Below are 24,532 nucleotides of genomic sequence, written 5' to 3'. Positions count from 1 at the left end.
AGAATCCCGGCATGAAGGCCGCAGTGCGCGCCAGATATGGCCCGCCGGAAGTGGTGAGTGTCGCAGAGGTCGAAATGCCGGCCGTCAAGGACGGTGACGTGCTCGTCAAGGTCCGGGCCACCACCGTCAACCGTACGGATTGCGCGATGCGGGCCGCCAAGCCCTTTCTCTGGCGGTTCTTCACGGGGCTCGTCAGGCCGCGCGTCCCCGTTCTCGGCACGGAATTCGCGGGTGCCGTCGAGGCGGTGGGCGGCGGCGTCACGGCGTTCAAGCCCGGCGACCGGGTGTTCGGTTACAACGACCCGCGGTTCGGGGCGCACGCGGAATACCTGGTGATCCCGCAGAGCGGCACGCTGGCGCCGATCCCGCAGGGCCTGACGTACGAGGAGGCCGCGCCCGGCACGGAAGGCGCGCACTACGCGCTGTCGCTGATCAGGACCGCCAAGGTGCGTGCCGGGCAGGACGTGCTCGTGTACGGCGCCACCGGGGCCATCGGGTCGGCGGCGGTGCAACTGCTGCGGAACCTCGGCGCGAAGGTCACCGCCGTCTGCGGCACGAAACATCTCGACCTGGTCAGCCGGCTCGGGGCGGACAAGGTGATCGATTACACGGCCACGGATTTCACCGCCGGCGAGCAGCGATATGACGTCGTCATCGACGCGGTCGGCAAGAGCACGTTCGGGCGGTGCCGGCGGCTGTTGAAGCCGCGCGGCAGTTTCATCGCCTCCGATGTGGGGCCGTTATGGCAGAACCTGGCTCTGACGGTGGTGACTCCGTTGTTCGGCGGCCGGCGGGTCAGGTTTCCTTATCCCCGGCATGACGCCGAAATGGCGCGGGAATTGCAGGGGCTGATGGAGTCGGGTGCGTTCCGGCCCGTCATCGACCGGCATTATCCGCTGGACGAGATCGTTGCCGCTCATCGTTATGTCGAGACGGGGCAGAAGACGGGGAACGTGGTGATCACGGTCTCGGCGGCGGGGTCCTCATGAGGCCAGGGTTGTGACGGCGGTGGCCAGGTAGAGGCAGCCGCCGATCGCCACGGCCACGCCTGCCAGTGCCGGTGTCCAGGCCGCCAGGGTTCGCAGCAGGCGGATGCGGGATGTGTGGGTGTTCAGCACCGCTGCGCCTCTGACGGTGACGATTCCGACGGCGGTCAGGGTGAGGGCCATCCCTAGCCCGAAGGCCAGCACCAGCGCGACCGCGTCGAGCGATCGGCCGGTCAGCAGGCCGCTGACCAGCACGATGAAGGCAGAGGGTGAGGGGACCAGGCCGCCGGACAGGGCTAGCGCGGTGAGCCCGCGCGCCGACCAGGGATCGTCCAACTCCCCGTGCCCGTGCCCATGCCCGTGCCCGTGACCGTGCCCGTGACCGTGACCATGCCCGTGACCGTGCGAGTGCGTCCTGCGGTTGCGGAGGTGACGGTACGTGAGGTGTGCGCCGACGCCGATCACCACCACCCCTGCCACCACCTGCAACCAGGCCGTGACGGCCTCCGTCCCCACGGCGGCAGCGCTGCTCAGGCCGACCCACGCGAGCGCGAGCGCCAGCACCGACACCGTGTGCATCAGCGCCACGACCACCCCCAGCCGCAGCGCGTCGCGGTATCGCCCGTGCGTGCCGATCAGGTACGCGGCCGTCACGCTCTTGCCGTGCCCGGGCGCGACCGCGTGCAGCGCGCCCACTCCGAGCGCGACGACCAGCGCCAGCCAGAACGCGCCCGCCCCGTCGAACAGCCCGATCAGGTAGCTCTCGGGGCCGGTGACGCCGCTCATGCGGGCACGTCCGAGGAACGCCGCCGGCGTACGAGGAGTAGGGCCAGCACGCCGAGCACGGCCACCAGCGCGACGGCGGGCACCACGAGTGACGTGCCGCCGGTCGCGGACGGGCCGAAGCGCAGTCTGCGGGTGTCGGCCTCCGCCGTGAGCAGCGCCTTCGCGGGCTCGGCCGGTGTCTCGGCGGTGAGCATGGTGCGGTACGCCTCGTGCAGGTCCGTCAGCGCGCCGACGCGCACGTCCACGTCCACCACCTGGTCCGGGCATGCGAAGCTGAACCGGGCGCCCTCGGCGAGCAGCCGCTCCAGCGGGGCTAGCTCGGCTGCGCAGGGGCGGCCTGCCTGGGTGACGCCGACGTGGGCGAGCAGGTAGTCGCGTACGGCGGTGGAGCGGGCCAGTTTCTGCTCACCGGTCAAGGAGGTGTCGGTGGCCGTGGACTCGAACGCGCCGACCGAGCGGCCGAGCGCCACCCAGTCGTCCTCGGCCGGCAGCCAGGCGAGGGTCACCCGGTTGCCGTCGGCACCGACCCTCGCCGTGGACGGCGGCCCGAACGGATGCGCCACAGCCGCACGCGCGGGCACCACGGCCGCGCGCACAGGCATCACACCCGCGTGCGCGGGCACCACCGCCGCACACGCAGGCACCACAGCCGCAACAGCGACGACGACCAGCACGCACCATCGGCGAGCTGAGAACGAAGAGGTCAAGGGGAAGCTCCTGTGCGAAAGCCTGAGCGGAGCCGCGCCACCGCACGGCGGGGCCGGCCGCGAAGCGGCGGCCGGGACACCGCCCCGCCGCACCGAAGCGGCCGGCCGCGGCTCCACCCAGGACGGATCACTTGGTCACGGTGACGGCGGGGCTGGTGATCTGCTGGTTCTGGCTGTCCAGATAGACCTCGTACACCCCGCCCTTCTTCACCAGCGCGGGCACCCGGACGGTCTCCTCGACCCGTCCCAGCTCATCGGCCTTCTCGTACCCGATCAGCGTGCCGTCGCGCCCGTGGCGCGCGGCGTCGTCCGCCCGCTCGCGCCACCGGATGGCGACCTTCTCCCCCGGGTCGTACCCGTAGGCCGACACCTTCAGGGTCTCCAGCCGCCGGACGGCGGTCTTGTCGACGGTGACCTGCTCGCCGACCGTGTTCTCCGGGGTGCGCAGGTCGTTGACGGTACGCTCGCCGCGGTCGTTCTTGCGGATCACGAAACCGTCGTGGTGCTCGCCGTCGGCGTAGCGGGCCTCGAAGGTGACGGTGTCCCCGGTGATGTCGATGAGCTGGTAGAGCTGGGTGTTCTGGCTGGTGCTGCGTACCTCGGCGCCGTTGCCGGTCCAGTTCTCGCCGCCGTTGAGGGCGTACATCTTGCCGCCCGAGACGGACACGACGTAGGCGACGCCGTTGTGGACGGTGGCCGACTTGCGGGCCGAGACCGGGTTGCCGCGCCCGTACGAGTGGTCGTGGCCCTGGAGCACCAGGTCCACGCCGTACTTCTCGAACAGCGGCGCCCACTGGGCGCGGACGTTCGGGTTGTTGCGGGTGCCCGTGGTCGAGTAGACGGGGTGGTGGAAGGTCACCACGGTCCACTTGTTCGGGTTGTCCTTGAGCAGGCTCTCCAGCCACGCGGTCTGGGCGGCCATGAGGGTGGCGTTGCTCTGGTGGTTGGTGTCCAGGCCGATGAAGCGGACGCCCTGGTAGTCGAGGGTGTAGACGGTCTGCTTGAGCTCCGCGTTACCGGGGCCGTTGTCCGGATACGGGAACTGGGGCCGCCAGAACGTGGACAGCCCGCCGCTGTACTCGTGGTTGCCCGGGATGGAGATGTTGTTGACCTGGCCGTCGATGAAGCCGCCTGCCTTGAACCACTGGCCCCACTGCTCCTCGCTGTTGGCGGAGTCGATGAGGTCGCCGGCGTTGACGATGGCCTTGGCCTGCGGCCGGTCGGCGAACGCCTGGCGGAAGACGCGCGGCACGGCCGAGTCGAGGTAGTTCTGCGCGTCACCGTAGTAGATGAACGAGAACGGCTCGAAGCCCTCGGCGGCGGTGGTGAAGTCGGTCCACGCGCTCCAGTTCGTGCCGTCGCCGACGCGGTAGGTGTAGCGGGTGTCCGGCTTGAGGCCGGTGAACTCGGCGGTGTGGTACGTGGAGGCGTACCCGAGCGTGGTGTTGACCGGGGTGCTGGCCAGCGCCCGCACGGTGGCGACGGCGCCCGCGGCGGGCTGCACCTGGCCGAGCGCGCGCGGCGCCTCCAGGATCTGGGCCTGCGCGGTGTCGGCCGTGGCCTCCGCGCGCCACGACACGCGCTGGCTGGTGGCCGGCGTGGTCGTCGGGATGAGGATGACGCGGTCGGGGATCGGGGTGGGCTTGTGCACCTCGGCAGCCGGATAGACGGGCGGTGCCGCCGCGCCGACGGCCGCCGGGGCGAACGCTAACGCGCCGGCCAGCAGCACGCCGGAGCCTGCCGCGGCGAGCTTCGTCCGCCGGGAGCCGGGGATCCGCGGCTTCGTGGGCTGATTCACTTCTTGTTCACTCCATCGAGAAGCGGTGATCGCCCATCCGCGAGCGCGAGATGGGCGCCAGCGCATTCACCCAGGCATCGCTGACGCTCGTCTGTCCCGGGACTGTCCGCGAGATGAATTCATGATCGGCAATGTGGCGGTCATCGGGCGTTGGCCCGCCGTTCGCCGGGCACCGCCTACGATCACCGCGGATGATCGGGTGTGTGAGCGGGAGGTGAACGGATGGCGGCGACCCGCCGCTGGAGCCTGCTGCCCGCCGTGGCCGCGCTCGGCACGCTGTTCGTGGTGCCGCCCGCGCAGCCGGTGACCAAGAACGAGGCGTTCATCACGGCGGAGACGACCGGGGTCCTGCTGATCGAGGGTGGCGAGTGCTTCAGCGATCCGACGTACTCGCCGGGGGCGGGCGAGCGGATCGTGCTCTACACGCCGTGCGCCGCCGGGGCCGACAACCAGTCGTACGGCTTCACCCACGCCCCCGACGGCCCGTACGACCGGGCGGCGCTGTCGGCGTTCGCCTGGAAGAGCTGCGGCGAGCGGCACGCCGGGCTGTGGGGACGGGAGCGGGCGGACCTGCCCTACTTCCCGATCATGCCGACCGCCGAGACGTGGGCGGACGGCGATCGCGACATCATGTGCGCCGTGTACCGCCGCACCGGCCGGCTCACCGCTTCCGTGCTGCCGTAGGCCGGTGGGTGGGGCCATTCTTGACCGGCCTTTATCCGACCATATGGGGATAAAAGCGGCGTTCCGCACTAGCGTGGCGCGTATGACCTCGCAGGTAGCGACCGAGTTCACGGTCAACGGTCAGGACGTGCGCCTCGACCTCGACCCGCGGGAGTCGCTGCTCGACGTGCTGCGCGAGCGGCTGGGGCTGACCGGGGCGAAGAAGGGCTGCGATCACGGGCAGTGCGGCGCGTGCACGGTTCATGTGGACGGGCGGCGCGTGGTGTCGTGCCTGCTGCCCGCCGTGCAGGCCCATCGCAGGTCGGTACGGACCATCGAGGGCGTGGCGGGGACCGATGGGGGGCTGCATCCGCTGCAGCAGGCGTTCGTCGAGCACGACGCGTTGCAGTGCGGCTATTGCACGCCTGGGCAGGTGATGTCCGGGCTGGCGTGCATCGCCGAGGGCAACGCCGGGGACGATGACGAGATCCGCGAGCACATGAGCGGGAACCTGTGCCGGTGCGGGGCGTACACGGGCATCCTGGCGGCGATCCGCGCGGCGGCCGGCCGCCCGGACCCGCAGACTCCACAGGAACGTGGGGCCGCCGGGCGGCGGGAGGGCTGAGGCGTGCGCCCGTTCGCCTACACGGCGCCGGCCACCCTCGACGAAGCCGTCCGCGCCCTGTCCGAGTCAGGCCCCGGCACCAGGCTGCTGGCCGGCGGCACCACGCTGTACGACCTGATGAAGCTGGACATCGAGACCCCGGCCGCCGTCGTGGACATCCGCGCGCTGCCCGAGCTGACCGGGATCGACACGGCGGGCCAGCAGGAGCTGTCGTTCGGCGCCGGCACGCTGATGGCCGACGTGGCGGCGGACCCGATGGTGCGGCGCGACTACCCGGCGCTGGCCGAGTCCCTGGCCAAGGCAGCCTCCCAGCAACTGCGCAACATGGCCACCGTGGGCGGCAACCTGCTGCAGCGCACCCGGTGCGCCTACTTCCGCGGCGGCCACGCGTTCCCGTGCAACAAGCGGCGGCCGGGCAGCGGCTGCGCGGCCATCGGCGGGCTGGACCGCGGGCACGCGCTGCTGGGCGGCAGCGAGGCGTGCATCGCCACCTACCCGGGTGACTGGGCGGTCGCGCTGATCGCCTTCGACGCCGCGCTGGACGTGGCGGGGCCGCGCGGCCCGCGCACGCTGCCCCTCGCCGGCCTGCACGTCGAGCCCGGGGACAGGCCGGACCAGGAGCACACGCTGGCCTGGGACGAGATCATCACCCGCATCCGGGTGCCGGTCACCGCCGCCGGTCGCGGATCGACGTATCACAAGGTCAGGGACCGGGAGTCGTACGCGTTCGCGCTGGCGTCGGCGGCCGTGGCCGTCACGCTCGGCGAGGGCGGGACGGTCGAGGAGTGCCGCCTCGCCCTCGGCGGCGTCGCCACCCGGCCGTGGCGCTGTCACTCCGCCGAGCGGGAGCTGGTGGGGACGGTGCTGGACAGGCGCAGCGCCCGGCGGGCCGGGGAGTCCGCGTTCGCCGGCGCGCGCCCTGGCACGCACAACGCGTTCCGGATCGAGCTGGGCATCCGCACCGTCGCCGAGGCGCTGCGGATCGCCGGAGAGCGGGCCGTGCGATGACACCCGCAGGGACACCGCGCGTCGGGGCGCGCGAGAAGGTCACCGGGACGGCCCGCTACGGCGCCGACCACACCCCGCCCGGCCTCGCCTACGCCATGCCGGTCGTCGCGACCGTCGGCAAGGGCCGCATCACCCGCCTCGACACGGCGGAGGCCGCCGCCGTCCCCGGCGTCCTGCTCATCCTGTCGCACCTGGACGACCTGGGCATCACCCCGGCCGGCTACATCATGGCCGGCGGCTACGCCTTCCAGAGCCTCCAGCCCCTCCTGGACGACCGCGTCGCCTACCGCGGCCAGCCGATCGCGCTGGTCGTGGCCGACACCCTGGTCGCCGCCACCGAGGCCGCCGGGCTGGTGCGGGCCGCGTACGAGGAGAAGCCGTTCGCGGTGGAGCTGGACGCGGACGGCACCGAGACCGTGCTGCAGGAGGAGGCGCTGCCGCTGCCGTTCCTGGCCGACGTCGTGGTGGGCGACGCCGACGGCGCGTACGAGCGCAGCCCGCTGCGCGTGGACGCCGTCTACGAGGCGGGCCCGCAGCACCAGGTGCCGATGGAGCTGATCGGCGGCGTGGCCGAGTGGCGCGGGGACACCCTGGTCGTGCACGAGGGCTCCCAGAGCGTCGGCGCGCTGCGCGGCGGCGTGGCCCGCCAGCTCGCCGTCGACCCGGCGAACGTCGAGGTCGTCGCCCCGTACGTGGGCGGCGGGTTCGGCCAGAAGAACTCGCTGCAGCCGCACCTCGCGCCCCTGGCGGTGGCCGCCCGCCGGCTGGGCCGCCCGGTCAAGCTGGTGCTGCCGCGCGCCCACACCTTCCACGCGGCCAGCTTCCGCCCGGTGAGCCGGCACCGCGTGCGCCTGGGCGCCGACCGGTCGGGCCGGCTGCTCGCCGCGATCCACGAGGTGGACCAGCAGGCCTCCCGCCACGACCTGCTGCCCGCCTCGTACACGGAGATCACCTCCCGCCTGTACGACATCAGGAACTTCCGCGGCCGCCAGCGCCACGTCAGGACCGACGCGCAGACCCCGGGCTACATGCGGGCGCCGTTCGAGCACCCGGCCGCGTTCGCGCTGGAGTCGGCCGTGGACGAGCTGGCCCACGCCGCCGGGCGGGACCCGGTGGAGCTGCGCCTGGCCAGCGACGCCGGCGCGGACCCGGTCACGGGCAAGCCGTTCACCTCCCGCCATCTGGCGGCCTGCCTGCGGCGGGGCGCGGAGCTGTTCGGCTGGGCGGGCCGCTCACCGGATCCCGGCTCGATGCGCGACCCCGACGGTACGGCGGTGGGCTGGGGCGTGGCGGCCGGGGCGTACCCGGTGATGACGGTGCCCGTGCTGGCCCGCCTCCGCGCCGCCGCGAGCGGCGAGGTGCAAGCCGAGGTGGGCGGGCACGAGATGGGGCAGGGCATCACGACGGCCCTGGCCCGCGCGGTCGCCGGCGACCTCGGGATCGGCACCGGCTCCGTGCGGGTCGTCGTCGGCGACACCCGGGTCGTGCCCCACCACTTGACGGCGGGCGCGTGGGGCACCAACAGCTCGCTGCTCGCGATCCACGCCGCCCTGCGCGAGCTGCGCGAACGCCTGGGCGTGCCACCGGAGGGCCCCGTGGACGTGGCCGCCGCCATCCGGGCGACCGGCGCGGAGGAGGTGGTGGCCGAGGCCGTCACCCAGGGGCCGGGGCAGCCGCCCGAGGCCATCGAGCGCATGCGCGCGGGCCTGGTCGTCCCGGCGGGCCCCGACTATCCCGGCCATGTCGCGTTCAGCTTCATCGCGCACTTCGTGGAGGTGCGGGTGGACCCGGCGGCGCCGCGCGTGCGCGTCTCGCGGGTGGTCAGCGTGGCCGACTGCGGCCGGGTGGCGAGCCCGGTCACCGCGGACGCGCAGGTGCGCGGCGCGGTGGTGTGGGGCATCGGGGCGGCGCTGAGCGAGCACAGCGAGGTCGATCCCCGCTTCGGCGGCTTCGTCAACGCCGACCTGGCCGACTACGTGATCCCGGTCAACGCCGACGTGGGCACGATCCAGGTGGAGTTCGTCGACGAGCCGGACTTCACGCTCAACCCGATGGGCGTGAAGAGCCTGGGCGAGGTGGCCCTGGTGGGCGTCGCCCCGGCCATCGCCAACGCCGTCTTCCACGCCACGGGCCACCGCCTGCGCCGCCTGCCCATCCTCGTGGAGGACCTGCTGTAGGTCAGCCCGCCCGTACCAGCGGCTCCGCCACGCGGGACGGGCTCCGGGCGGGGCGGTGGCGCAGGATCGCCCAGGTGGCCATCGCCACGCAGCCGGCGCCGAGCAGCAGGCCCCACATGACGTCGGTGAGGAAGTGCATGCCCCGGTAGAGCCGGGAGAAGCCGACGGCCAGCGGCGCGGCGACGGCGGGCGTCCAGATGGCCACCCGCGCCACCGTGCTGCGGACGCGCGCGGCCAGGACGACCGCCACCCCGCAGTAGAACGCTACGGCGGCGCTGACGTGCCCGGACGGGAAGCTGGAGGTGGGTGGTGCCGGATCGAGGTGCCGTACGGGCGGCCGGTGCCGACCGACCAGCTCGGTGGTGGCCAGGAAGATCAGCGACTGGCTCCACACGGCGGCCACCAGGAAGACCGACTCGCGCCAGCGCCGTAACCAGAGCCTGAAGACGATCGCGAGCGCCGCCGTGAGCGCCACGATGTAGGGGGTGTCGGACAGGCTGCTGCCGAAGTCGGTCGCGGCGTTCCACACCGGGTCGCGGCCCGCGGCCAGCTCGCGGTTGAGCTCCGCCTCGCCGCTGGGCCAGGCCAGGACCGCCTGGCCGGCGCCGAACGTCGCCGCCGCCATCAGCAGCATCGGCGATAAGATCGTCAGCCCGTAGTACTTCACGTCCTCGGCTCTGATCACCAAGCACCCCTTCACTCGCGAAGCGCCCGCACCGACTCGGGCTCCACTCCTTCGTCCACCGGCGAGGAGGGCCTGCGGCCCTGGTCCCGCCGCCACGTCTCGAACGCCGCCGTCGTCGCCGCGATCACCGCCACACCCAGCACGAACCCCGCCAGCACGTCGCTCACCCAGTGCACGCCGAGCGCGACCCTGGTGTAACCGACCGACAGCGCCAGGAAGGCCGCCACCGCCCAGGCCACCCGCCGTCCCCAGCGGGGCAGCACGGGCAGCAGGATCAGCACGATCACGCCCGCGCCGAGCGTCGCGTTGACCGTGTGACCGGACGGGAAGCTGTCGCCGGGGGCCAGCGCGACCGGGTCGGGCAGGACGGGCCGGGCCCGGTCGACGATCACCTTGATCGCCAGCCCGAGCAGCCCGCCCACGGTCACGGTGGTGACCGCCCAGGCGGCCACCCTGGTCGCGCCCTTGCGCAGCAGCCACAGGGCGCACCCGACGACGGCGATCCGCCACGGCCACGGCCCGAACGCGTCGGTCCACACGATGAGCACCCTGGTCATGCCGGGGTTGGCGTGCGCGTACGCGTGCAGTTCGGCGGCGACCCCCGCGTCCAGCTCGTTCAGCGGCATCTTCGCCACGACGAGCAGCACGCTGAACGGGATCATGATGAGCCACGCGGCGAGGCCGGCCAGGGTCAACCGCGGCCCCAGACCGCGGATCCCGGGCCGGCCACGCTGCTCTCCCTCGTTGCGCATCCGCGCTCGGCTACCCCATGAGGACGCTTTGATTCCTGTGAGGGCCGACGCCGGTCTCAGAACCCGGGCCAGTGCGGGAGGTCCGCCGCGGGCTCGCCGCCCGCCTCGTTGAAGGCGTTCATGGCCGAGATCAGCGCCTGGCGCTGGGCGGCGGACATGCGCGAGACGATCTCGCCGATCTGCTTCCTGCGGCGCGCCATCACCTCGTCCACGATGCGGCGGCCCTCCCCGGTCAGCCGCATGATGCTCTCCCGCCGGTTGTGCGGGTTGACCTCCCGTACGATCAGGCCGGCGCCGGCGAGCCGGTCGGCCATCCGCATGGCCGTGGAGGAGTTGACGTCGAGCAGCTCGGCCATCGTGACCAGCTTGGTGCCGCCGTGGCCGGCCAGCACCACCAGCATCCTGAACTGCGGCAGGGTGATCTTGTCCTCGACCGCAGCCAGCGACCGCGCGGCGACGGAGACCAGCAGCCGCGAGCCCGCCAGCACCGCCGTGATGACGGCGTCGAGGTCCTCACCGCCCGCCGGGCTCTCGTCTGTCGCCATGGCCCCTGTTGTACACGTATCCACAGGGCCGGCCCGAGGGCCCCCGAGTGTAACTTCCGAGTTCCATTGCACTGTGCAATGATAAAAGTGCGAACCGTTGCAAAGCGGAGGGGTGGAATGAGAAGCGCAGACCGCACCGGCTTCTCCTGGGTCGTCACCCAGGGTGACGACTCGGCTGTCCTGCGTCTGGCGGGTGAGCTGGATCTGGCCTCCAAGGAGGAGTTCCGCAACGGGCTGGCCGAGGCGATGTCCTGTCTCAGGCCGCCGTCCGTGATCGTCGATCTGCAGGACGTCGCCTTCTGCGACTCCTCGGGGCTGAACACCCTGATCTGGGCCGCCAACGCCGCCGAGGCCGTGGGCGGCTCCGTCCGGCTGAGCGGGGCTCAGCCGCGGGTGGCGCGGCTGCTCCGGATGACCGGCCTGGACAAACGGTTCTGCCTCACGCCGGCAGGGTCGTGAGGCGGATCGCAACGGGGCCCGCGGGCCCCGTTGCGGCGGTTCCGTCTGATCAGCGCGGTCCGGTGACGTGGCGCGGGTGCTTGTGCACGCGCCAGCCGCCGGCGCCGTGGCCGAGGTCGGCGATCTTCAGGTCGAGCCCGCCGAACGCGCCCTTGCCGCTGTTGAACGACACCCACGCGCCCGCGTGGCCGAAGCCGAGGATGTCGGCCTGGGCGTCGCCCGTGAGGTCGGCGACGAAGCGCGGGTGACGCTCGACGCGCCAGCCACCGGCGTCGTAGCCGAAGTTGCCGAGCACGAGCTGCGGAGCCTGGAACGTGCCGTTGCCGTTGTTCAGCGAGACCCACACGCCCGCGTTGCCGAACCCGACGATGTCCGCCCGGCCGTCCCCGGTCAGATCCGCCAGGAAACGCGGATGGCGCTCGACCCGCCAGCCGCCCGCCTCGTACCCGAAGTTCTGCACCACGAGCTGCGGAGCCTGGAACGTGCCGTTGCCGTTGTTACGCGACACCCACACGCCGCCGTCGCCGAAGCCGACGATGTCGGCGCGCCTGTCGCCCGTCAGGTCCGCGAGGAAGCGCGGATGGCGCTCCACGCGCCAGCCGCCCGCGTCGTGGCCGAAGTCGGGGACGACGAGCTGCGGGGCCTGGAAGGTGCCGTTGCCGTTGTTACGCGACACCCACACGCCGCCGTCGCCGAACCCCACGATGTCCGCCCGGCCGTCCCCGGTCAGATCCGCCAGGAAACGCGGATGACGCTCGACCCGCCAGCCGCCCGCCTCGTACCCGAAGTTCTGCACCACGAGCTGCAGGGCCTGGAACGTGCCGTTGCCGTTGTTACGCGACACCCACACGCCGCCGTCGCCGAACCCCACGATGTCCGCCCGGCCGTCCCCGGTCAGATCCGCCAGGAAACGCGGATGACGCTCGACCCGCCAGCCGCCCGCCTCGTACCCGAAGTTCTGCACCGCGAGCTGCAGGGCCTGGAACGTGCCGTTGCCGTTGTTACGCGACACCCACACGCCCGCCGTCCCGAACCCGACCACGTCGGCCCGCCTGTCGCCGGTCAGATCGGCCAGGAAGCGCGGATGGCGTTCCACCCGCCAGCCACCCGCCTCGTACCCGAAGTCGGGGATCGCGAGCTGCGGCGCCTCGAAGTTGCCGTTGCCCTGGTTCCTGGAGACGTACATGCCCGCGTCGCCGAAGCCGACGACGTCGGCCTTCCTGTCCCCCGTCAGGTCGGCGGTGTACTCGACGTGGGCGGGAAAGATGAACGGCGAGGTGACCGCGCTCATCGCGTTGACGAGCCCGCCGCCCAGCATGCCGGCGAAGCCCGCGTTGACCGCGTCCACGGGGTCGCAGGTGCTCTCCAGGATCCGGCGGACCTGAAGGTTCGTCAGGTTGCGGTTGCGCGACCAGATCAGCGCGGCCACCCCCGCCACGTGCGGCGAGGCCATGGACGTGCCGTCGAGGAAGGCGTAGCCGCCGTTCGGGAAGGTGGACCAGATGTTGACTCCGGGCGCGGAGACGTCCACGTTCGTGCCGAAGTTGGAGAACGTGGCCTTGCGGCCGGTCTGGTCGAGCGCGGCGACCGCGATGACGTCCGGGTAGACGCCGGGGAACTGCGGGGTCACGTCGGTGTTGGTGTTGGCGTTGCCCGCGGCGAAGACCACGACCACGTTGGCGGCCACCGCGTTCTGGATCGCGGTCCGCACGCCCGCGTGGTCGCCGTTCATCCGCCAGCTGCAGTTGACCACGTAGCGGCGCTCGGCGTGGGCGGTGGCCTGGGCGGCCACGTAGTTGATCGCGTCGGCGCGGTTCTGGTTCATGCCGGTCGTCAGGTCCACGCGCAGCGGCATCACGCGGCAGAGCGGCGCCACGCCGACGACGCCGATCGCGTCGTTCACGGCGGCGCAGGTGCCGGCGACGTGCGTGCCGTGCCCGTCCTCGTCCTCCGGCACGGGGTCGCTCGGGTCGCCGAAGTCCCAGTCCTCCGCGCCGCGGGGCAGGATGTTGGCCTGCAGGTCGGGGTGGGTGATCGCGGTGCCGGTGTCGATGACCGTGAGGATCACCTCGGGGTCGCCCCTGGTGATCTCCCACGCCTCGCAGGCGTGGATGTCGGCGCCCGCGGCGCCGGTCGTGCCGTTCACCGGCTGGCCGGTGTTGCGCATGCCCCATAACCTGCCGAAGTCCGCGTCACCGGGGATGAACAGCAGCTTGCTGTTGAAGCCCACCTCGCTGGGCTCCGCGAAGGCCACCTCGTCCAGGGCCGCGAGGTCGCGGATCGCCTCGAACAGGCCCCGGCCCTCGGGCACCGCCACCGCGTAGTAGCCGGGCGTGCGCTGCCGGACCAATACCCGGCTGCCGTGCTGCCCGAGGAGCTCCTCGGCGCGGGCCGGGTCGACGCCGGCCCGGAACTGCACGGTGAGCTCGTCCGGCAGGAAGTACCGGGAGGCGCCGTGCTCGTCGATCATCACCGGGAGGGCGTTCGCGACCTCGTCCTGCGCGGCCACGTCGCCCATGCGGGCAGGGCTGACGTAGACGGCGGCGAAGCCCCGCTCCAGGTCGTAGCCCTGGCTGACCGACAGCAGCGCGGGGTCGGCGACGATCCGGTCGATCGTGCCGATCTCCGCCCGGGTCCGCGGCGCGAACCTCACCATGGCCTCGTCGGGCTTGGCGGCGAAGGACGTGAGACGGCCGCTGGTCTTGTCGACGTAGCTGTATGCGCTCTCTTCCGAACGGGGAGTGCCCATGGCCCGACACCTTCTTCACAAGGAGATGAGAGGTGCTGACACTATGCAACCGGCCGGGCCCTGTCTTCAGGGCGTGGCCTAGGGAAGTCCCTAAGGCACCCGGCCGACCGCTCCGACGAGCGCGGGGACGCCGAGATCCACCGTGACCTGCCGGTCCAGCTCGGAGTCAGGCCGCCACGACTTGACAGGCACCAGGCCCGGCTCCAGCACGCTCAGCCCGTCGAAGTAGGCGGCGAGCTGCCGCAGCGAGCGGGCGATCAGCGCGCCCGGCCTGGTTCCCGCGTAGACCCGCTGGCCCGCCCTGACCTTGGGGTCGTCGGCGTCCGGCGCGTAGAAGTGCGAGATCAGCAGGTGGCTGCCGGGCACCAGCGGGGCGCGCAGGGCCTTGACGATGTCGCTCGTGCGCTGGTCACCCGGCACGAAGTGCAGCACCGCCGACGCCAGCAGCCCAACGGGCCGGGTGAAGTCCAGGTGCCCGCGCACTCGGGGGTCGCCCAGGATGGCGGCGGGGTCCGTGATGTCCCCCCAGGCGGCCAGCGTGTGCGGGTTGTCGGCGAGCAGGGCGCGGGCGTGCGTCAGGACGATCGGGTCGTTGTCGACGTAGACCACGCGGGCGTCGGGGACGACGCGCTGGGCGACCTGGTGGACGTTCTCCCGCGTGGGCAGGCCGGCGCCGATGTCGAGGAACTGGCGCACGCCCTGCTCGGCCATGAGGCGGACGGCCTTGCCGATGAAGGCGCGGTTGTCGCGGGCCGTCTCGCGCACCTCGGGGACGATCGCGATGATCTTCTCGGCCGCCGCCCGGTCCGACGGGAAGTTGTCCTTGCCGCCGAGGTAGTAGTCGTACATGCGGGCAACGCTGGGGACCGTGGGGTCAACACCGGGCACGTCCGGCTCAGCAGCGCTCACGTGTCGTCTCCCTGCACCGAGGTCCCGCCAGCCTAGCGATCAGTCTGGTAGGGGTGAAGTGCCGGTTTCAGCGCAGCAGGCCGCCCTCGTACAGGGCCTGGAGGACCAGCGCGTCGACGTACGACACCCGGTGCCGGTCGGCGTAGCCGAGCCACGCCTTCTCCGCGATCTCCATGGACGGGGTGAGCGGCCCCTGATGGTCGGCCGTGTAGCAGATCATCCGGAACGGCCCGTGCTCCGGATGCCCGGCCGGCACCTCGAACGTGCCGACATGCACCATCGACTCCGCGTCGATCGCCGTCAGCAGCTCCTCGTCGATCTCCCTGACCAGGGTCTGGCTGTCGGACTCGCCGGGCTCGCGCATCCCGCCGGGGAAGTAGAACACCTCCCTGCCGCGGCTGCGCGTCATCAGCACCCGCTGGTCGCGCACCAGCACCCAGGCCACCTTCTCCGGCACGCCGTCATCGTTCGCCATGACGCCGAACCCTAGTGGAGACTTGGGGGGTGAGCTCCGAGAACGACCGCCCCGCTCCCCCGGTGACCAGCGCCTCCATCGTGGTGCTCACGCTCGCCCGCCAGGTGGAGACCGAGCTCAACGCCGCCCTCGCGCCGCTCGACCTGACAGTGAGCAGGCTCGGCCTGCTCGGGCACATCGCGGCCATGCCGGGCGTCTCGTTCAGCGAGCTGGCGCGGATGTCGGGCATCACCGTGCAGAGCGTGCACACGGCGGTGAAGGCGCTGGCCGCGGCGGGGCTGGTGCGTGACCACACCGCCCGGGCGGGCTCGGCGTCGGCCATCGAGGTGACGGACGACGGGGCGCTGCTGATGGAGCGGGCGCGGGCGGCGGTGGCCGGGGTGGACGAGCGGTTGTTCGGGGAGGGCGCCGACCCGATCCGGCGGCGGGTGGGCGACACGATCCGCACCGCGTTCTCGGGCTGACGCAGGGCGTCCGCGCCGCGCTGGAACATCTCGTACGGATCTGGGACCCCCGCGTCCCACCACCTTCAGTCACCCTGAAGGATGCGTGTTAGGCTTCAGGCCACCTGAAGGTTCGAGAGGAGAACGTTCGTGGAGCCTCTGCTGCTGTCCATCCACGTGCTCGCGGGCATCGTGTTCGTGGGCGGCTCCGCCATCGCGACCAGCCTGTTCCCCCGGTACGTGCCGATCACCGGCCCGGACCAGGCCCAGGAGCGCAGCCGGGCCGTGGCCGCGGCACTGCACCGCATCACCCGCGGTTACAGCGTCGCCGGGCTGATCGTGCCCGCGGCCGGCATCGTCCTGGCCTCCGTGCAGGGCCGCATGGGCGAGATCTGGATCATCCTGGCCATGGTCCTCACCGCGGCGGCGGGCCTCCTGCTGGCCGTGCAGATCTACCCGCGCCAGCGCGACGCCCTGGCGACCCCCGGCGAGCGCGACCGCCTGCGCTCCCTGGCCATGCTCGCGGGGATCTACAACGTGCTGTGGACGGTGGTCGTCGTGCTGATGATCGTCCGCCCCGGCGCCGCCGAAGGGGCGTGAGTCACCCGGCCATCCGGCCGTCCTGGCGGTGGCGGTCCTCCTGGCCCGCCATCGACGCGCCGCCGCCCCCGTCCTCGATCGAGCCGGGCGAGTAGTAGCGCCGCAGCCAGTCGGCCAGCCCGTCCAGGCCGGGCAGCAGGACGCGCTCGGTGATGTTCGCCTGGTCGAGCCGCTGCCTGATCTCGGCCTTGACCTCGGACGGGATCAGCCACGCGCGGGCCAGGCCCGGGTGCTCCTCCAGCCACTGCTCCAGCTGGAACGCGGGATCCGACAGCGTCGACAGCACCGACGACTGGTTGATCACCCGCTCGTCCAGCGACGGCGGCTCGAAGAAGGCCAGGAACGGCTGGTCGCCGCCCAGCTCGTCGAAGCAGGGCAGGTCGGCCGCGACCTTGGCCAGCATCTCGGTGGTGAACAGCAGCGCGCCCTCGCCGGCCAGCACCTCGCTGAGCGGCTCCGGCAGCAGCTCGTGCGTGCCCGCGCAGTCGATCGCGAGCAGCACGCCGTCGTCCTCCGGCCAGGAGGCGGTGGCGAAGTGCAGGGCGACGAGCGGGGAGAACGTCCAGTCGAGCAGGCGCGTGGGCAGGCCGTGGTGCTGACCCAGGGCGAGCCAGTCCCAGATCGTCGGCCCCGGGGCCTGCCGGTGCGCATATTTGCGGAAATTTCGTATCAGGTGGGACTCGACCGCCGCGTAGTCGCCGCGCAGCCTCGCCAGCCCGGACATGTGCGTGTACGAGCTGCGGGCCAGGCCGCGGAAGACCAGCGTCGAATGCGCGTGACCGGCCCCCTCGCGGCGCCCCGCCTCACCCACCGAGTCGTCCAGCTCCCGCCAGGACGACACCGTCTCCACCTTCATCCTGATTGCGTTGCCCCTGGTCATCCGCTTCACACCCGCCGCTCTCGACAACTTCGGCGGCGCCCCCTACGTTCGGGGTGACCTACGTCGTTCCCCCTGGGTGTGAGGTGACGTCCCATGGCCCTTGACCACGCGACGACCGATTTCCTGAAGCAGCTCGCCGACGCGGGCGGCAAGCCGCTGCACGAGATGACCGTGGCGGAGGCCCGCACGCTCAGCGCCTCCCTGGGGGAGCTGTGCGGCAAGGGCCCCGACATGGCCCGCGTCGAGGAGACCACCATCGCGGCGGGGAACGGCGCCTCGTTCCCCGCCCGCGTCCTGGTCCCCATGGGCACGCCGCGCGGCGTCCTGCTCTACTTCCACGGGGGCGGCTGGGTGCTCGGCACGCTCGACGAGTACGACACGCTCGCCAGGGAGCTGGCCGCGCGCACGGGCTGCACCGTCGTCCTGCCCGGCTACCGGCTCGCGCCCGAGCACCGCTACCCGACCGCCGCCCGCGACGCCTACGCCGCGCTGCGCTGGGTCGCCGACCGCATGCCCGGCCGGCCGATCGTCGTGGCGGGCGACAGCGCGGGCGGCAACCTGTCGGCCGTCGTGACGCAACGCGCCAGGGACGAGAACGGCCCGGCCATCGCGCTGCAGGTCCTCGTGTACCCGGTCACCGACTGCGACCTCGACAGGGACTCCTACCTCGACCCCGAGAACCAGCTCATGCTCACCCGCGACGGCCTCGCCTGGTTCTGGGACCACTACGCGCCCGACCGCGCCCAGCGCGCCAACCCCGACGCCTCCCCGCTGCGCGCCGCCGACCTGTCCGGCCTGCCGCCCGCGCTCGTCCTGACGGCCGAGCACGACGTGCTGCGGGACGAGGGCGAGGAGTACGCGGAGCGGTTACGGGAGGCGGGGGTGCCGGTCGAGCTGAGGCGGTTCGAGGGGCAGATGCATGTGTTCTTCACGCTGGTGAACGTGCTGCCGGGGAGCGCCGCCGCGCTCACCCTGGTGGCTGAGAGGGTGGCGGAACGGCTGGGGTGAGCCCTGCCGCGGCCCTGTACGAGTCGGTACGCCGCACCGGTCAGCCGGAGAAGAGCTGGGTGAGCTTCAGGAACAGCTCGTACACCCCGTACGCGAAGGGCAGCCCCACCCAGGTCCAGGCCAGCACCATCAGCCCGGTGCGCCGTCGTTGCGTGGTGCTCATGCGCTCTGTCCCTCCTCCAGCGCCCGCGCGGGCCGCTCGTGGTGTCTCTCGTGGACGGGACGGATCAGCTCGTTGGCGAGGAAGCCCACCGCCAGCAGCCCGATCATGATGAACAGCGAGGTGGTGTAGAGGTCGGGCCCGGAGCGCCCGTCGGCCTTCTGCGCGTCGGCGATGGCGTTGACGATCAACGGGCCGAGCACGCCTGCCGTTGACCAGGCGGTGAGCAGGCGGCCGTGGATGGCGCCGACCTGGTAGGTGCCGAAGAGGTCCTTGAGGTAGGCGGGCACGGTCGCGAAGCCGCCGCCGTAGAAGGACAGGATGCCCAGCGCGCACACGATGAACAGCGGCTTGGACGACTCGCCCGCCAGCGCGATGACGAGATACAGCAGCGCGCCCACGCCCAGGTAGACGCGGTACATGTTCTTGCGCCCGATCAGGTCGGAGGTGGAGGACCAGACGAACCGGCCCGCCATGTTCGCCAGCGACAGCAGTGCGACGAACCCGGCCGCCGCCCCCGCCGCGACGGCTGCCGGGGTGCCGGTGAAGAAGTCCGTGATCATCGGTGCGGCCTTCTCCAGGATGCCGATACCGGCGGTGACGTTGCAGCACAGCACGACCCACAGGCAGTAGAACTGCGGTGTACGGATGGCGTTGCGCGCCGAGACGTCGGCCGAGGTGATCAGCGGCCTGGCCTGGGCCGCGGCCGGCGACCAGCCCTTCGGGGCCCAGCCTTCCGGCGGCACCCGCACGAGCAGCACGCCCATCGTCATGAACACCGCGTAGACCACGCCGTGCACGAAGAACGTGGTCGCGATGCCGGTCGTGGTCGGCCCGAAGGAGGCCAGCATCTGCGCCGACCACGGCGAGGCGATCAGCGCCCCTCCGCCGAACCCCATGATCGCGATGCCGGTGGCCATGCCGGGCCGGTCCGGGAACCACTTGATCAGGGTGGAGACGGGCGAGATGTAGCCGATGCCCAGGCCGATGCCGCCCACGAAGCCGTAGCCGAGCACGACCAGCCAGTACTGCCGGGTGAGCACGCCCAGCGCCGACAGCAGGAAGCCGGAGGAGAAGCAGGTCATCGAGACGAACATGGCCCACCGGGGCCCGTTGCGCTCGACCAGCGTGCCGCCGAAGGCGGCCGACAGGCCCAGCATGACGATGCCGAGCTGGAACGGCAGCGCGCTCTGGGTGCCGGACAGGCCGAGCGCGGATTCGAGCGAGGGTTTGAACACGCTCCACGCGTACGCCTGCCCGATGGCCAGGTGGACGGAGAGCGCCGCGGGCGGCACGAGCCATCGGCTCCAGGTGGGGGCCGCCACGATACGGGAACGACTGAGGAAACCTGTGGGACTCGCGAACCTCGTACTGACAGACACGCATCACGGCTACCACACATACGGTATGCAGTATTTGGCATGCGCCGGATCTCTACGGCGAGCGGTCCGATCTTGTCGGCGAACGGACCCGTAATCTTGGAGTGGTGTTCCGAGAAAGGCGGGCTGAGCATGGGCACGACCACAGAGCCGGAGGTCAGGATCGCGCCGGGCCGCGTACGGGGCCGCATGGAGGGCGGGGTGGCGGTCTTCCTCGGCATCCCGTTCGCCCGGCCGCCGCGCTTCGGCGCGCCCGAGCCCGCCGAGGCGTGGGACGGGGTGCGCGACTGCGTGGCGTTCGGACCGCCGCCGCCCCAGCAGTCCACGGTCGCCGGGCCGATGCCGGGGCGCAGCGGCGACAGCTGCCTGACGGTCAACGTCTGGTCGCCGTCCCCCGGCACGGCTGAGCGGCTGCCGGTGATGGTGTGGATCTACGGGGGCGCGTACCGGGGCGGCGAGTCGGGCGAGTCCGTGTACGACGGCGCGCTGCTGGCCCGCGAGGGGAACGTGGTCGTCGTCACCCTGAACTACCGGGTCGGCATGGAGGGGTTCGCCCACGTCGAGGGGGCGCCGGCGAACCGGGGGCTGCTGGACCAGGTGGCGGCGCTGGAGTGGGTGCGCGACAACGTGGCCGCGTTCGGAGGCGACCCGGGGCGGGTGACGGTGTTCGGGGAGTCGGCGGGGGCCGGGTCGATCATCGCGCTCATGGTGATGCCGCGCGCCGCCGGGCTGTTCGGGCGGGCGATCGCGCAGAGCGTCCCCGGCACGTACTTCTCCGGGGCGCTGGCTTCGGACATCGCCGGCGTCCTGACCGCGGAGCTGGGCCTGCCGCCGGCCGCCGGCGCGCTGGCCGGCGTCGAGCCCGGCCGGCTCGTCGAGGCCGCCGAGGCGGCCACTCCCCAGATGCGCCGGTACGCGGACCGCTGGGGCCCCGTCGCGTACACCGTCACCCCGTTCTCGCCGGTCGTGGACGGCGAGGTGCTGCCGCGCGACCCCTGGAGCGCGCTGGCGGACGGGGCCGGGCGGGACGTCGAGCTGGTCGTGGGGCACACGCGGGACGAGTACCGGCTTTTCACGCACCTCGGGCGGGTCGAGGGGGACGGGCTCCTCTCGGTGTTCGCGCCGGGGCGGGAGCAGGGCTACCGCGACGCCTTCCCCGAGGCGGGGCCTGAGCTGCTGGACGAGCTGGTGCAGTCGGACTGGCTGTTCCGCATGCCGTCGCTGCGGCTGGCCGACGCGCAGGCCGCCGGGGGCGGCACGGTCTACGCGTACGAGCTGACCTGGGCCACCCCCGCGCTCGGCGGGGCGTGCCACGGGCTGGACGTGCCGCTGGTGTTCGGCAATCTCGGGAGCGGGATGGGCACGTTCTTCCTCGGCCAGAGCGCTCCGCCGGAGGCCGCCACCGTCTCGGCCGCGTTCCGGCGCGCGTGGACCGCGTTCGCGGCGGGCGAGGGGCCAGGCTGGCAGCCGTACGAGCCGGAGGGCCGGGCGACCAGGCTCTTCGACGTCCAGCCCGCGGTGGTGCCCTACCCGGAGGAGGCCTCCCGCCGCATCTGGGCGGCGCATCGCTTCGGCGAGCTTCCGCTCCTCGCTTGAGGGGTCGAGCCAGACCGAACTTTGTTCTGTACTGTGATGGGGTATGACGGACATCTTCGATGACCTCCAGGCCGAGTACGAGCAACTCGACGCCGTCCTGGCCGCTCTCACGCCCGCGCAGTGGTCGCACCCGTCGGCCGCCGCCGGCTGGACCGTCTCCGACGTGGTCCTCCACCTCGCCCAGACCGAGGAGCTCGCCGCCGCCTCCCTGCGGGGCGAGCTGGCGGGCCCGCGCTCCCGCGGCGAGGTGGACGCCATGGCGGACAGCGCCGTGGCCGCCGAACGCGACATCACCCCCGGCGACCTCCTGGCCCGCTGGCGCGCGGCCACCGCGTTCATGCCCGCGGCGCTGCGCGCCCACCCCAGGGGCAACCGCCTGACCTGGGTCGCCGCCACCCTGTCACCGGGCACGCTGGCCACCACCCGCCTGGCCGAGCACTGGGCGCACGCTCTCGACATCACCGCCCCGCTGGGCATCCCCTACCCGGACACCTCGCGGCTGCGGCACATCGCGTGGCTGGGGCACCGCACGCTGCCGTACGCGTTCGACGTGGAAGGGGTGGCGGGCGGGCCCGTGCACTGCGAGCTCACCGCACCCAACGGGGACACGTGGTACTTCGGCGAGCCCGGCGCGGCGTCCGTCATCACGGGGCCGGCGGGCGACTTCTGCCGCGTCGGGGCCCGGCGCCTCGCGCCCGCCGACTCGGCGCTCAAGGCCACCGGCCCGCACGGCGCCGAAGCCCTGGCCGTCCTGCGCAACTACGCCTTCTGAGCCTGCGATCGCGCCCCTTGAAGCTCGCTGCGGGGTCGCAGGCCTTCCGCCCCAAGCGGCCCTCCGGCATCGGCGCCGCCAGCCGAGCATCCCGCCCAAGCGGCCCTCCGGCATCGGCGCCGCTAGCCGAGCATGCCGCCCAGGCGGCCCTCCAGCATCAGCAGCAACTCCCCCAGCAGCGCGGCGAGCTCCCGCTCCTTCTCCGCCGGCAGCCCGGACAGCAACGCGGTCTCGTACTCGAGCTGCTCCGGCATCAACCGCAGGATGAACTCCCTGCCCCGCTCGGTGAGCGACAGGTGCGCCACGCGGCGGTCGCGGTCGTCCACCCGCCTGGCGACCAGGCCGAGCTCCTCCAGCCGCCGCACCCGCTTGGTCACGGCCGCGCCCGAGGCGAACGTCTCCCTGGCCACCCGCCCCGGCGTCAGCTCGCCGCCGACCCTGAGCAGGGCGCACAGCACGTCGTACTCGGCCCTGTTCACCCCGGCGCGGCCGAGCGGGGCGTCGGTGGCCTGGTGCAGCAGGGCGGTGCAGCGGTTGAGCCGGCCGATGACGGCGATCGTGTCGAGGTCGGCGTCCGGGAGGACCTTCCGCCACTGGCGCAGCGCGACCGCCACGGCGTCCTCCACGTCACGGTCCTTCCTGTGCCTGCGGTGTTCGGTGGCTTCCGATCGTACGCGCCGGCCCGCGCGGTCACGTGGTCAGCTCGGCTTGCCCGTGGTGGCCGGCCCCGCGCGGTCAGGCGGTCAGCTCCGCCAGCCTGTGGTGACCGGCCCGCTCGGCGGCGGCGATGCGCTCCTGCGGCAGCGTCGCGCTCCACCACTCGCCCGCCGCGAGGTCGGCCGCCTCACGCAGCTCCACCAGGGCGGCACGCAGCCGGTCACGACCGGCCCGCCCCTCCCCGAGCGGCTCCTCGACCAGCCGCTCCAGCCGTTCCAGCCCATCCCGTACGCGTACGGACGCCCGCCGGTCGGGCAGCAGCACGCAGGCCAGCAACCCGGCGGCGGCCCCCAGACAGGTGTCCAGCCAGCGGTCGGCCACGAGCGCGGACACCGGCTCGAACCCGGCGAACTCGGTCATCAGCATGGCCGTGGGGGCGACGAACACGCTGCCCAGCCAGTAGTTGCGGGTGATCGCCGCCTCCGTGACGAACTGCATGACCAGCACGGCCACGATCAGCGCCACCGCACCCCACCTGGCGACGGGGACGATCAGGGTGAACAGGGCCACGCCGAGGAGGTTGCCGATCACGCGCTGGAGTGCGCGGCTCCAGGACATGGTGGTGTTGGCGGCGAACACGGCCGCCGCCGTCACGACGGCCCAGTACGGCCTGCCCACGCCGAGCGCCATCGACACCCACCCGGCCAGCGCCGCCCCTGCCGACACCATCGCCACGACGCGCCACCAGCGGGCCAGGAGCGCGAGCGGCGACCTTGCGGGCCGCCGCGCTTCGACGCGCTCGGCGGCGATCCCGGCCAGCTCCGCCCGCTCGGCGGCCTCCGTCCGCGCGTCGCAGGCCGGCGGCACCGGCACCGGACGGTCCTTGCGCAGCTCGTGCGCCCACGCCAGCAAGGTCCCAGCATCGACTCCGCCACCGGGCTCGCCATGGCCGACGCGTGCGGCGACCGTCTCGGCCCGCACCAGCAGCCGCCGCAACCCGTCACGCCGGTCCCCGGCACGCAACACCGTCTGCCACGCCGCGTTGACGGCCGTCGCAGCGGCATGCCGAGCCTGCGCAGCGTCGCCGCCACCACCTCGCTCATCGCACACCTGCGCCGACCGAGCCGCAGCCTCCAGCGCCCGAGCGACAGCGATGCGCTCCGGCCCATCAGCCCGGAAGAGCCCAGGCACCATCCCCACCAGCCAGGCCACCACCCCACCGGCAACCCCCACCCCCACGTGCACCGGAACATCACCGAGCCGCTGCACAGGCACGAATGCGGCACTGGCCGCGATGAAGGTGAGCACGACGTTGCCGGGCGGCCCGATCCTGGTGGCGTCGCAGACCGCCTTGTGCACCCCCGCCAGCAGCGCCGCCACCCCCACCCGGACGGCGACCGACTCGGTCAGCGCCGCCGTGACGAGCGCGACCCCGGTCCCGGCCAGCATCCCCAGCACGACCCACCCCAGTGCCCGGCCCCGGGCCGCGTACGGCAGGCCGTGGCCGTACAGGGCGCACATCGCCCCGGCGGAGGCGTACAGGGTCAGATCCAGCCGCCCCGCCACGAGCAGCGCCACCAGCACCACGGCGAGCGCGGTCACCCCGCTCAGCGCGGGCTTGTGCCAGATGTCGCCGAGCGGCGCGAGGCGCAGCGCGGCGCGGACGGGCATGCGGACACGGGGCCTGAACGGGTGGAAGGGGATGGCACTCAC

At 72.6% G+C, this 24,532-nt stretch carries 25 protein-coding genes; 11 read left to right on the top strand and 14 right to left on the bottom strand.

The features are described from left to right. The first annotated feature begins 11 nt into the window (after positions 1-11). Positions 12-989, top strand: a complete 978-nt coding sequence (locus tag LCN96_RS14490) for an NAD(P)-dependent alcohol dehydrogenase (RefSeq protein ID WP_225273137.1) — start codon at positions 12-14, stop codon at positions 987-989. Here LCN96_RS14490 and LCN96_RS14485 read toward each other — a convergent pair. The 3 genes from LCN96_RS14485 to LCN96_RS14475 all read right to left on the bottom strand — a co-directional run bounded on the left by LCN96_RS14485 (position 984) and on the right by LCN96_RS14475 (position 4,277). After that, positions 984-1,772, bottom strand: coding sequence for a nickel/cobalt transporter (locus tag LCN96_RS14485; RefSeq protein WP_225273136.1), 789 nt, complete (start codon positions 1,770-1,772; stop codon positions 984-986). The genes LCN96_RS14490 and LCN96_RS14485 overlap by 6 nt on opposite strands. After that, complete coding sequence (locus LCN96_RS14480; protein ID WP_225273135.1) at positions 1,769-2,374, bottom strand: hypothetical protein; 606 nt, start codon at positions 2,372-2,374, stop codon at positions 1,769-1,771. The genes LCN96_RS14485 and LCN96_RS14480 overlap by 4 nt, the downstream gene beginning before the upstream one ends. A gap of 232 nt (positions 2,375-2,606) precedes the next feature. Then, positions 2,607-4,277, bottom strand: a complete 1,671-nt coding sequence (locus tag LCN96_RS14475) for a purple acid phosphatase family protein (protein WP_225273134.1) — start codon at positions 4,275-4,277, stop codon at positions 2,607-2,609. Between the two features lie 222 nt (positions 4,278-4,499). Between LCN96_RS14475 and LCN96_RS14470 the strand changes: the two genes are divergently transcribed. From LCN96_RS14470 to LCN96_RS14455, 4 genes are all read left to right on the top strand, one after another. After that, entirely contained in the window at positions 4,500-4,961 is a 462-nt protein-coding gene (locus tag LCN96_RS14470; protein ID WP_225273133.1) for a hypothetical protein, read from the top strand. Positions 4,962-5,043: 82 nt separating this feature from the next. Continuing rightward, positions 5,044-5,565 carry a (2Fe-2S)-binding protein gene (locus LCN96_RS14465; protein WP_225273132.1) on the top strand — a complete coding sequence of 174 codons (522 nt, stop codon included), beginning with the start codon at positions 5,044-5,046 and terminating at the stop codon, positions 5,563-5,565. Positions 5,566-5,568: 3 nt separating this feature from the next. After that, positions 5,569-6,573, top strand: a complete 1,005-nt coding sequence (locus LCN96_RS14460; protein ID WP_225273131.1) for an FAD binding domain-containing protein — start codon at positions 5,569-5,571, stop codon at positions 6,571-6,573. Beyond that, on the top strand, positions 6,570-8,750 hold the full coding sequence (locus tag LCN96_RS14455; RefSeq protein WP_225273130.1) for a xanthine dehydrogenase family protein molybdopterin-binding subunit: 2,181 nt from the start codon (positions 6,570-6,572) through the stop codon (positions 8,748-8,750). The genes LCN96_RS14460 and LCN96_RS14455 overlap by 4 nt, the downstream gene beginning before the upstream one ends. Before the next feature lies 1 nt (position 8,751). Here LCN96_RS14455 and LCN96_RS14450 read toward each other — a convergent pair whose 3' ends face one another. Genes LCN96_RS14450 through LCN96_RS14440 form a run of 3 tightly spaced genes read right to left on the bottom strand, consistent with a single transcriptional unit; the run spans position 8,752 to position 10,732 of the window. Continuing rightward, complete coding sequence (locus LCN96_RS14450) at positions 8,752-9,435, bottom strand: phosphatase PAP2 family protein (RefSeq protein WP_225273129.1); 684 nt, start codon at positions 9,433-9,435, stop codon at positions 8,752-8,754. 11 nt (positions 9,436-9,446) lie between these two features. Continuing rightward, positions 9,447-10,187, bottom strand: coding sequence for a phosphatase PAP2 family protein (locus tag LCN96_RS14445; protein WP_225273128.1), 741 nt, complete (start codon positions 10,185-10,187; stop codon positions 9,447-9,449). Positions 10,188-10,243: 56 nt separating this feature from the next. After that, positions 10,244-10,732, bottom strand: a complete 489-nt coding sequence (locus LCN96_RS14440) for a MarR family winged helix-turn-helix transcriptional regulator (protein ID WP_225273127.1) — start codon at positions 10,730-10,732, stop codon at positions 10,244-10,246. A 117-nt stretch (positions 10,733-10,849) separates the two neighbouring features. Between LCN96_RS14440 and LCN96_RS14435 the strand changes: the two genes are divergently transcribed. Next, the gene (locus LCN96_RS14435) at positions 10,850-11,191 is read left to right on the top strand and encodes an STAS domain-containing protein (RefSeq protein ID WP_225273126.1); all 342 of its coding nucleotides are present in this window, start codon (positions 10,850-10,852) and stop codon (positions 11,189-11,191) included. Between the two features lie 49 nt (positions 11,192-11,240). Here the strand turns inward: LCN96_RS14435 and LCN96_RS14430 are convergent, their stop codons facing one another. The 3 genes from LCN96_RS14430 to LCN96_RS14420 all read right to left on the bottom strand — a co-directional run bounded on the left by LCN96_RS14430 (position 11,241) and on the right by LCN96_RS14420 (position 15,324). Beyond that, the gene (locus LCN96_RS14430; protein ID WP_225273125.1) at positions 11,241-13,940 is read right to left on the bottom strand and encodes a S8 family serine peptidase; all 2,700 of its coding nucleotides are present in this window, start codon (positions 13,938-13,940) and stop codon (positions 11,241-11,243) included. 90 nt (positions 13,941-14,030) lie between these two features. Continuing rightward, positions 14,031-14,849 carry an SAM-dependent methyltransferase gene (locus LCN96_RS14425; RefSeq protein WP_225273124.1) on the bottom strand — a complete coding sequence of 273 codons (819 nt, stop codon included), beginning with the start codon at positions 14,847-14,849 and terminating at the stop codon, positions 14,031-14,033. 67 nt (positions 14,850-14,916) lie between these two features. Continuing rightward, on the bottom strand, positions 14,917-15,324 hold the full coding sequence (locus LCN96_RS14420; protein WP_225273123.1) for an NUDIX hydrolase: 408 nt from the start codon (positions 15,322-15,324) through the stop codon (positions 14,917-14,919). A 29-nt stretch (positions 15,325-15,353) separates the two neighbouring features. Between LCN96_RS14420 and LCN96_RS14415 the strand changes: the two genes are divergently transcribed. Then, positions 15,354-15,788 (top strand): MarR family winged helix-turn-helix transcriptional regulator, encoded by a 435-nt coding sequence (locus LCN96_RS14415; RefSeq protein WP_225273122.1) that lies wholly within the window; start codon positions 15,354-15,356, stop codon positions 15,786-15,788. A 129-nt stretch (positions 15,789-15,917) separates the two neighbouring features. Beyond that, positions 15,918-16,367 carry a hypothetical protein gene (locus tag LCN96_RS14410; RefSeq protein ID WP_225273121.1) on the top strand — a complete coding sequence of 150 codons (450 nt, stop codon included), beginning with the start codon at positions 15,918-15,920 and terminating at the stop codon, positions 16,365-16,367. 1 nt (position 16,368) lies between these two features. On the opposite strand, the gene LCN96_RS14405 is transcribed toward LCN96_RS14410, so the two are convergent. Then, a complete protein-coding gene (locus tag LCN96_RS14405) occupies positions 16,369-17,247 on the bottom strand; it encodes an FRG domain-containing protein (RefSeq protein WP_225273120.1) in 879 nt (292 codons plus the stop codon). A 93-nt stretch (positions 17,248-17,340) separates the two neighbouring features. Between LCN96_RS14405 and LCN96_RS14400 the strand changes: the two genes are divergently transcribed. Further along, a complete protein-coding gene (locus tag LCN96_RS14400; protein WP_225273119.1) occupies positions 17,341-18,255 on the top strand; it encodes an alpha/beta hydrolase in 915 nt (304 codons plus the stop codon). Positions 18,256-18,295: 40 nt separating this feature from the next. Here the strand turns inward: LCN96_RS14400 and LCN96_RS56550 are convergent, their stop codons facing one another. Both LCN96_RS56550 and LCN96_RS14395 read right to left on the bottom strand, forming a co-directional pair. Further along, positions 18,296-18,418 carry an MFS transporter small subunit gene (locus LCN96_RS56550; protein ID WP_263657480.1) on the bottom strand — a complete coding sequence of 41 codons (123 nt, stop codon included), beginning with the start codon at positions 18,416-18,418 and terminating at the stop codon, positions 18,296-18,298. Further along, positions 18,415-19,740, bottom strand: a complete 1,326-nt coding sequence (locus LCN96_RS14395; RefSeq protein WP_225273118.1) for an L-lactate MFS transporter — start codon at positions 19,738-19,740, stop codon at positions 18,415-18,417. Before LCN96_RS14395 ends, LCN96_RS56550 begins: the two co-directional genes overlap by 4 nt. A 186-nt stretch (positions 19,741-19,926) precedes the next feature. On the opposite strand from LCN96_RS14395, the gene LCN96_RS14390 reads away from it, so the two are divergent. Together LCN96_RS14390 and LCN96_RS14385 are read left to right on the top strand one after the other, a co-directional pair. Further along, entirely contained in the window at positions 19,927-21,390 is a 1,464-nt protein-coding gene (locus LCN96_RS14390) for a carboxylesterase/lipase family protein (protein WP_225273117.1), read from the top strand. 43 nt (positions 21,391-21,433) lie between these two features. Next, complete coding sequence (locus LCN96_RS14385) at positions 21,434-22,162, top strand: maleylpyruvate isomerase family mycothiol-dependent enzyme (protein WP_225273116.1); 729 nt, start codon at positions 21,434-21,436, stop codon at positions 22,160-22,162. 122 nt (positions 22,163-22,284) lie between these two features. Here the strand turns inward: LCN96_RS14385 and LCN96_RS14380 are convergent, their stop codons facing one another. Next, positions 22,285-22,788: a MarR family winged helix-turn-helix transcriptional regulator gene (locus LCN96_RS14380; RefSeq protein ID WP_225273115.1), complete on the bottom strand. Its 504-nt coding sequence runs from the start codon at positions 22,786-22,788 to the stop codon at positions 22,285-22,287. A gap of 109 nt (positions 22,789-22,897) precedes the next feature. Then, positions 22,898-24,532 (bottom strand): FUSC family protein, encoded by a 1,635-nt coding sequence (locus tag LCN96_RS14375; RefSeq protein ID WP_225273114.1) that lies wholly within the window; start codon positions 24,530-24,532, stop codon positions 22,898-22,900.

This window comes from Nonomuraea gerenzanensis, from assembly GCF_020215645.1.
Lineage (GTDB): Bacteria > Actinomycetota > Actinomycetes > Streptosporangiales > Streptosporangiaceae > Nonomuraea > Nonomuraea gerenzanensis.
Note: the sequence above shows the minus strand (reverse complement) of the source record. Positions and strands in the feature narration are given on the sequence as shown.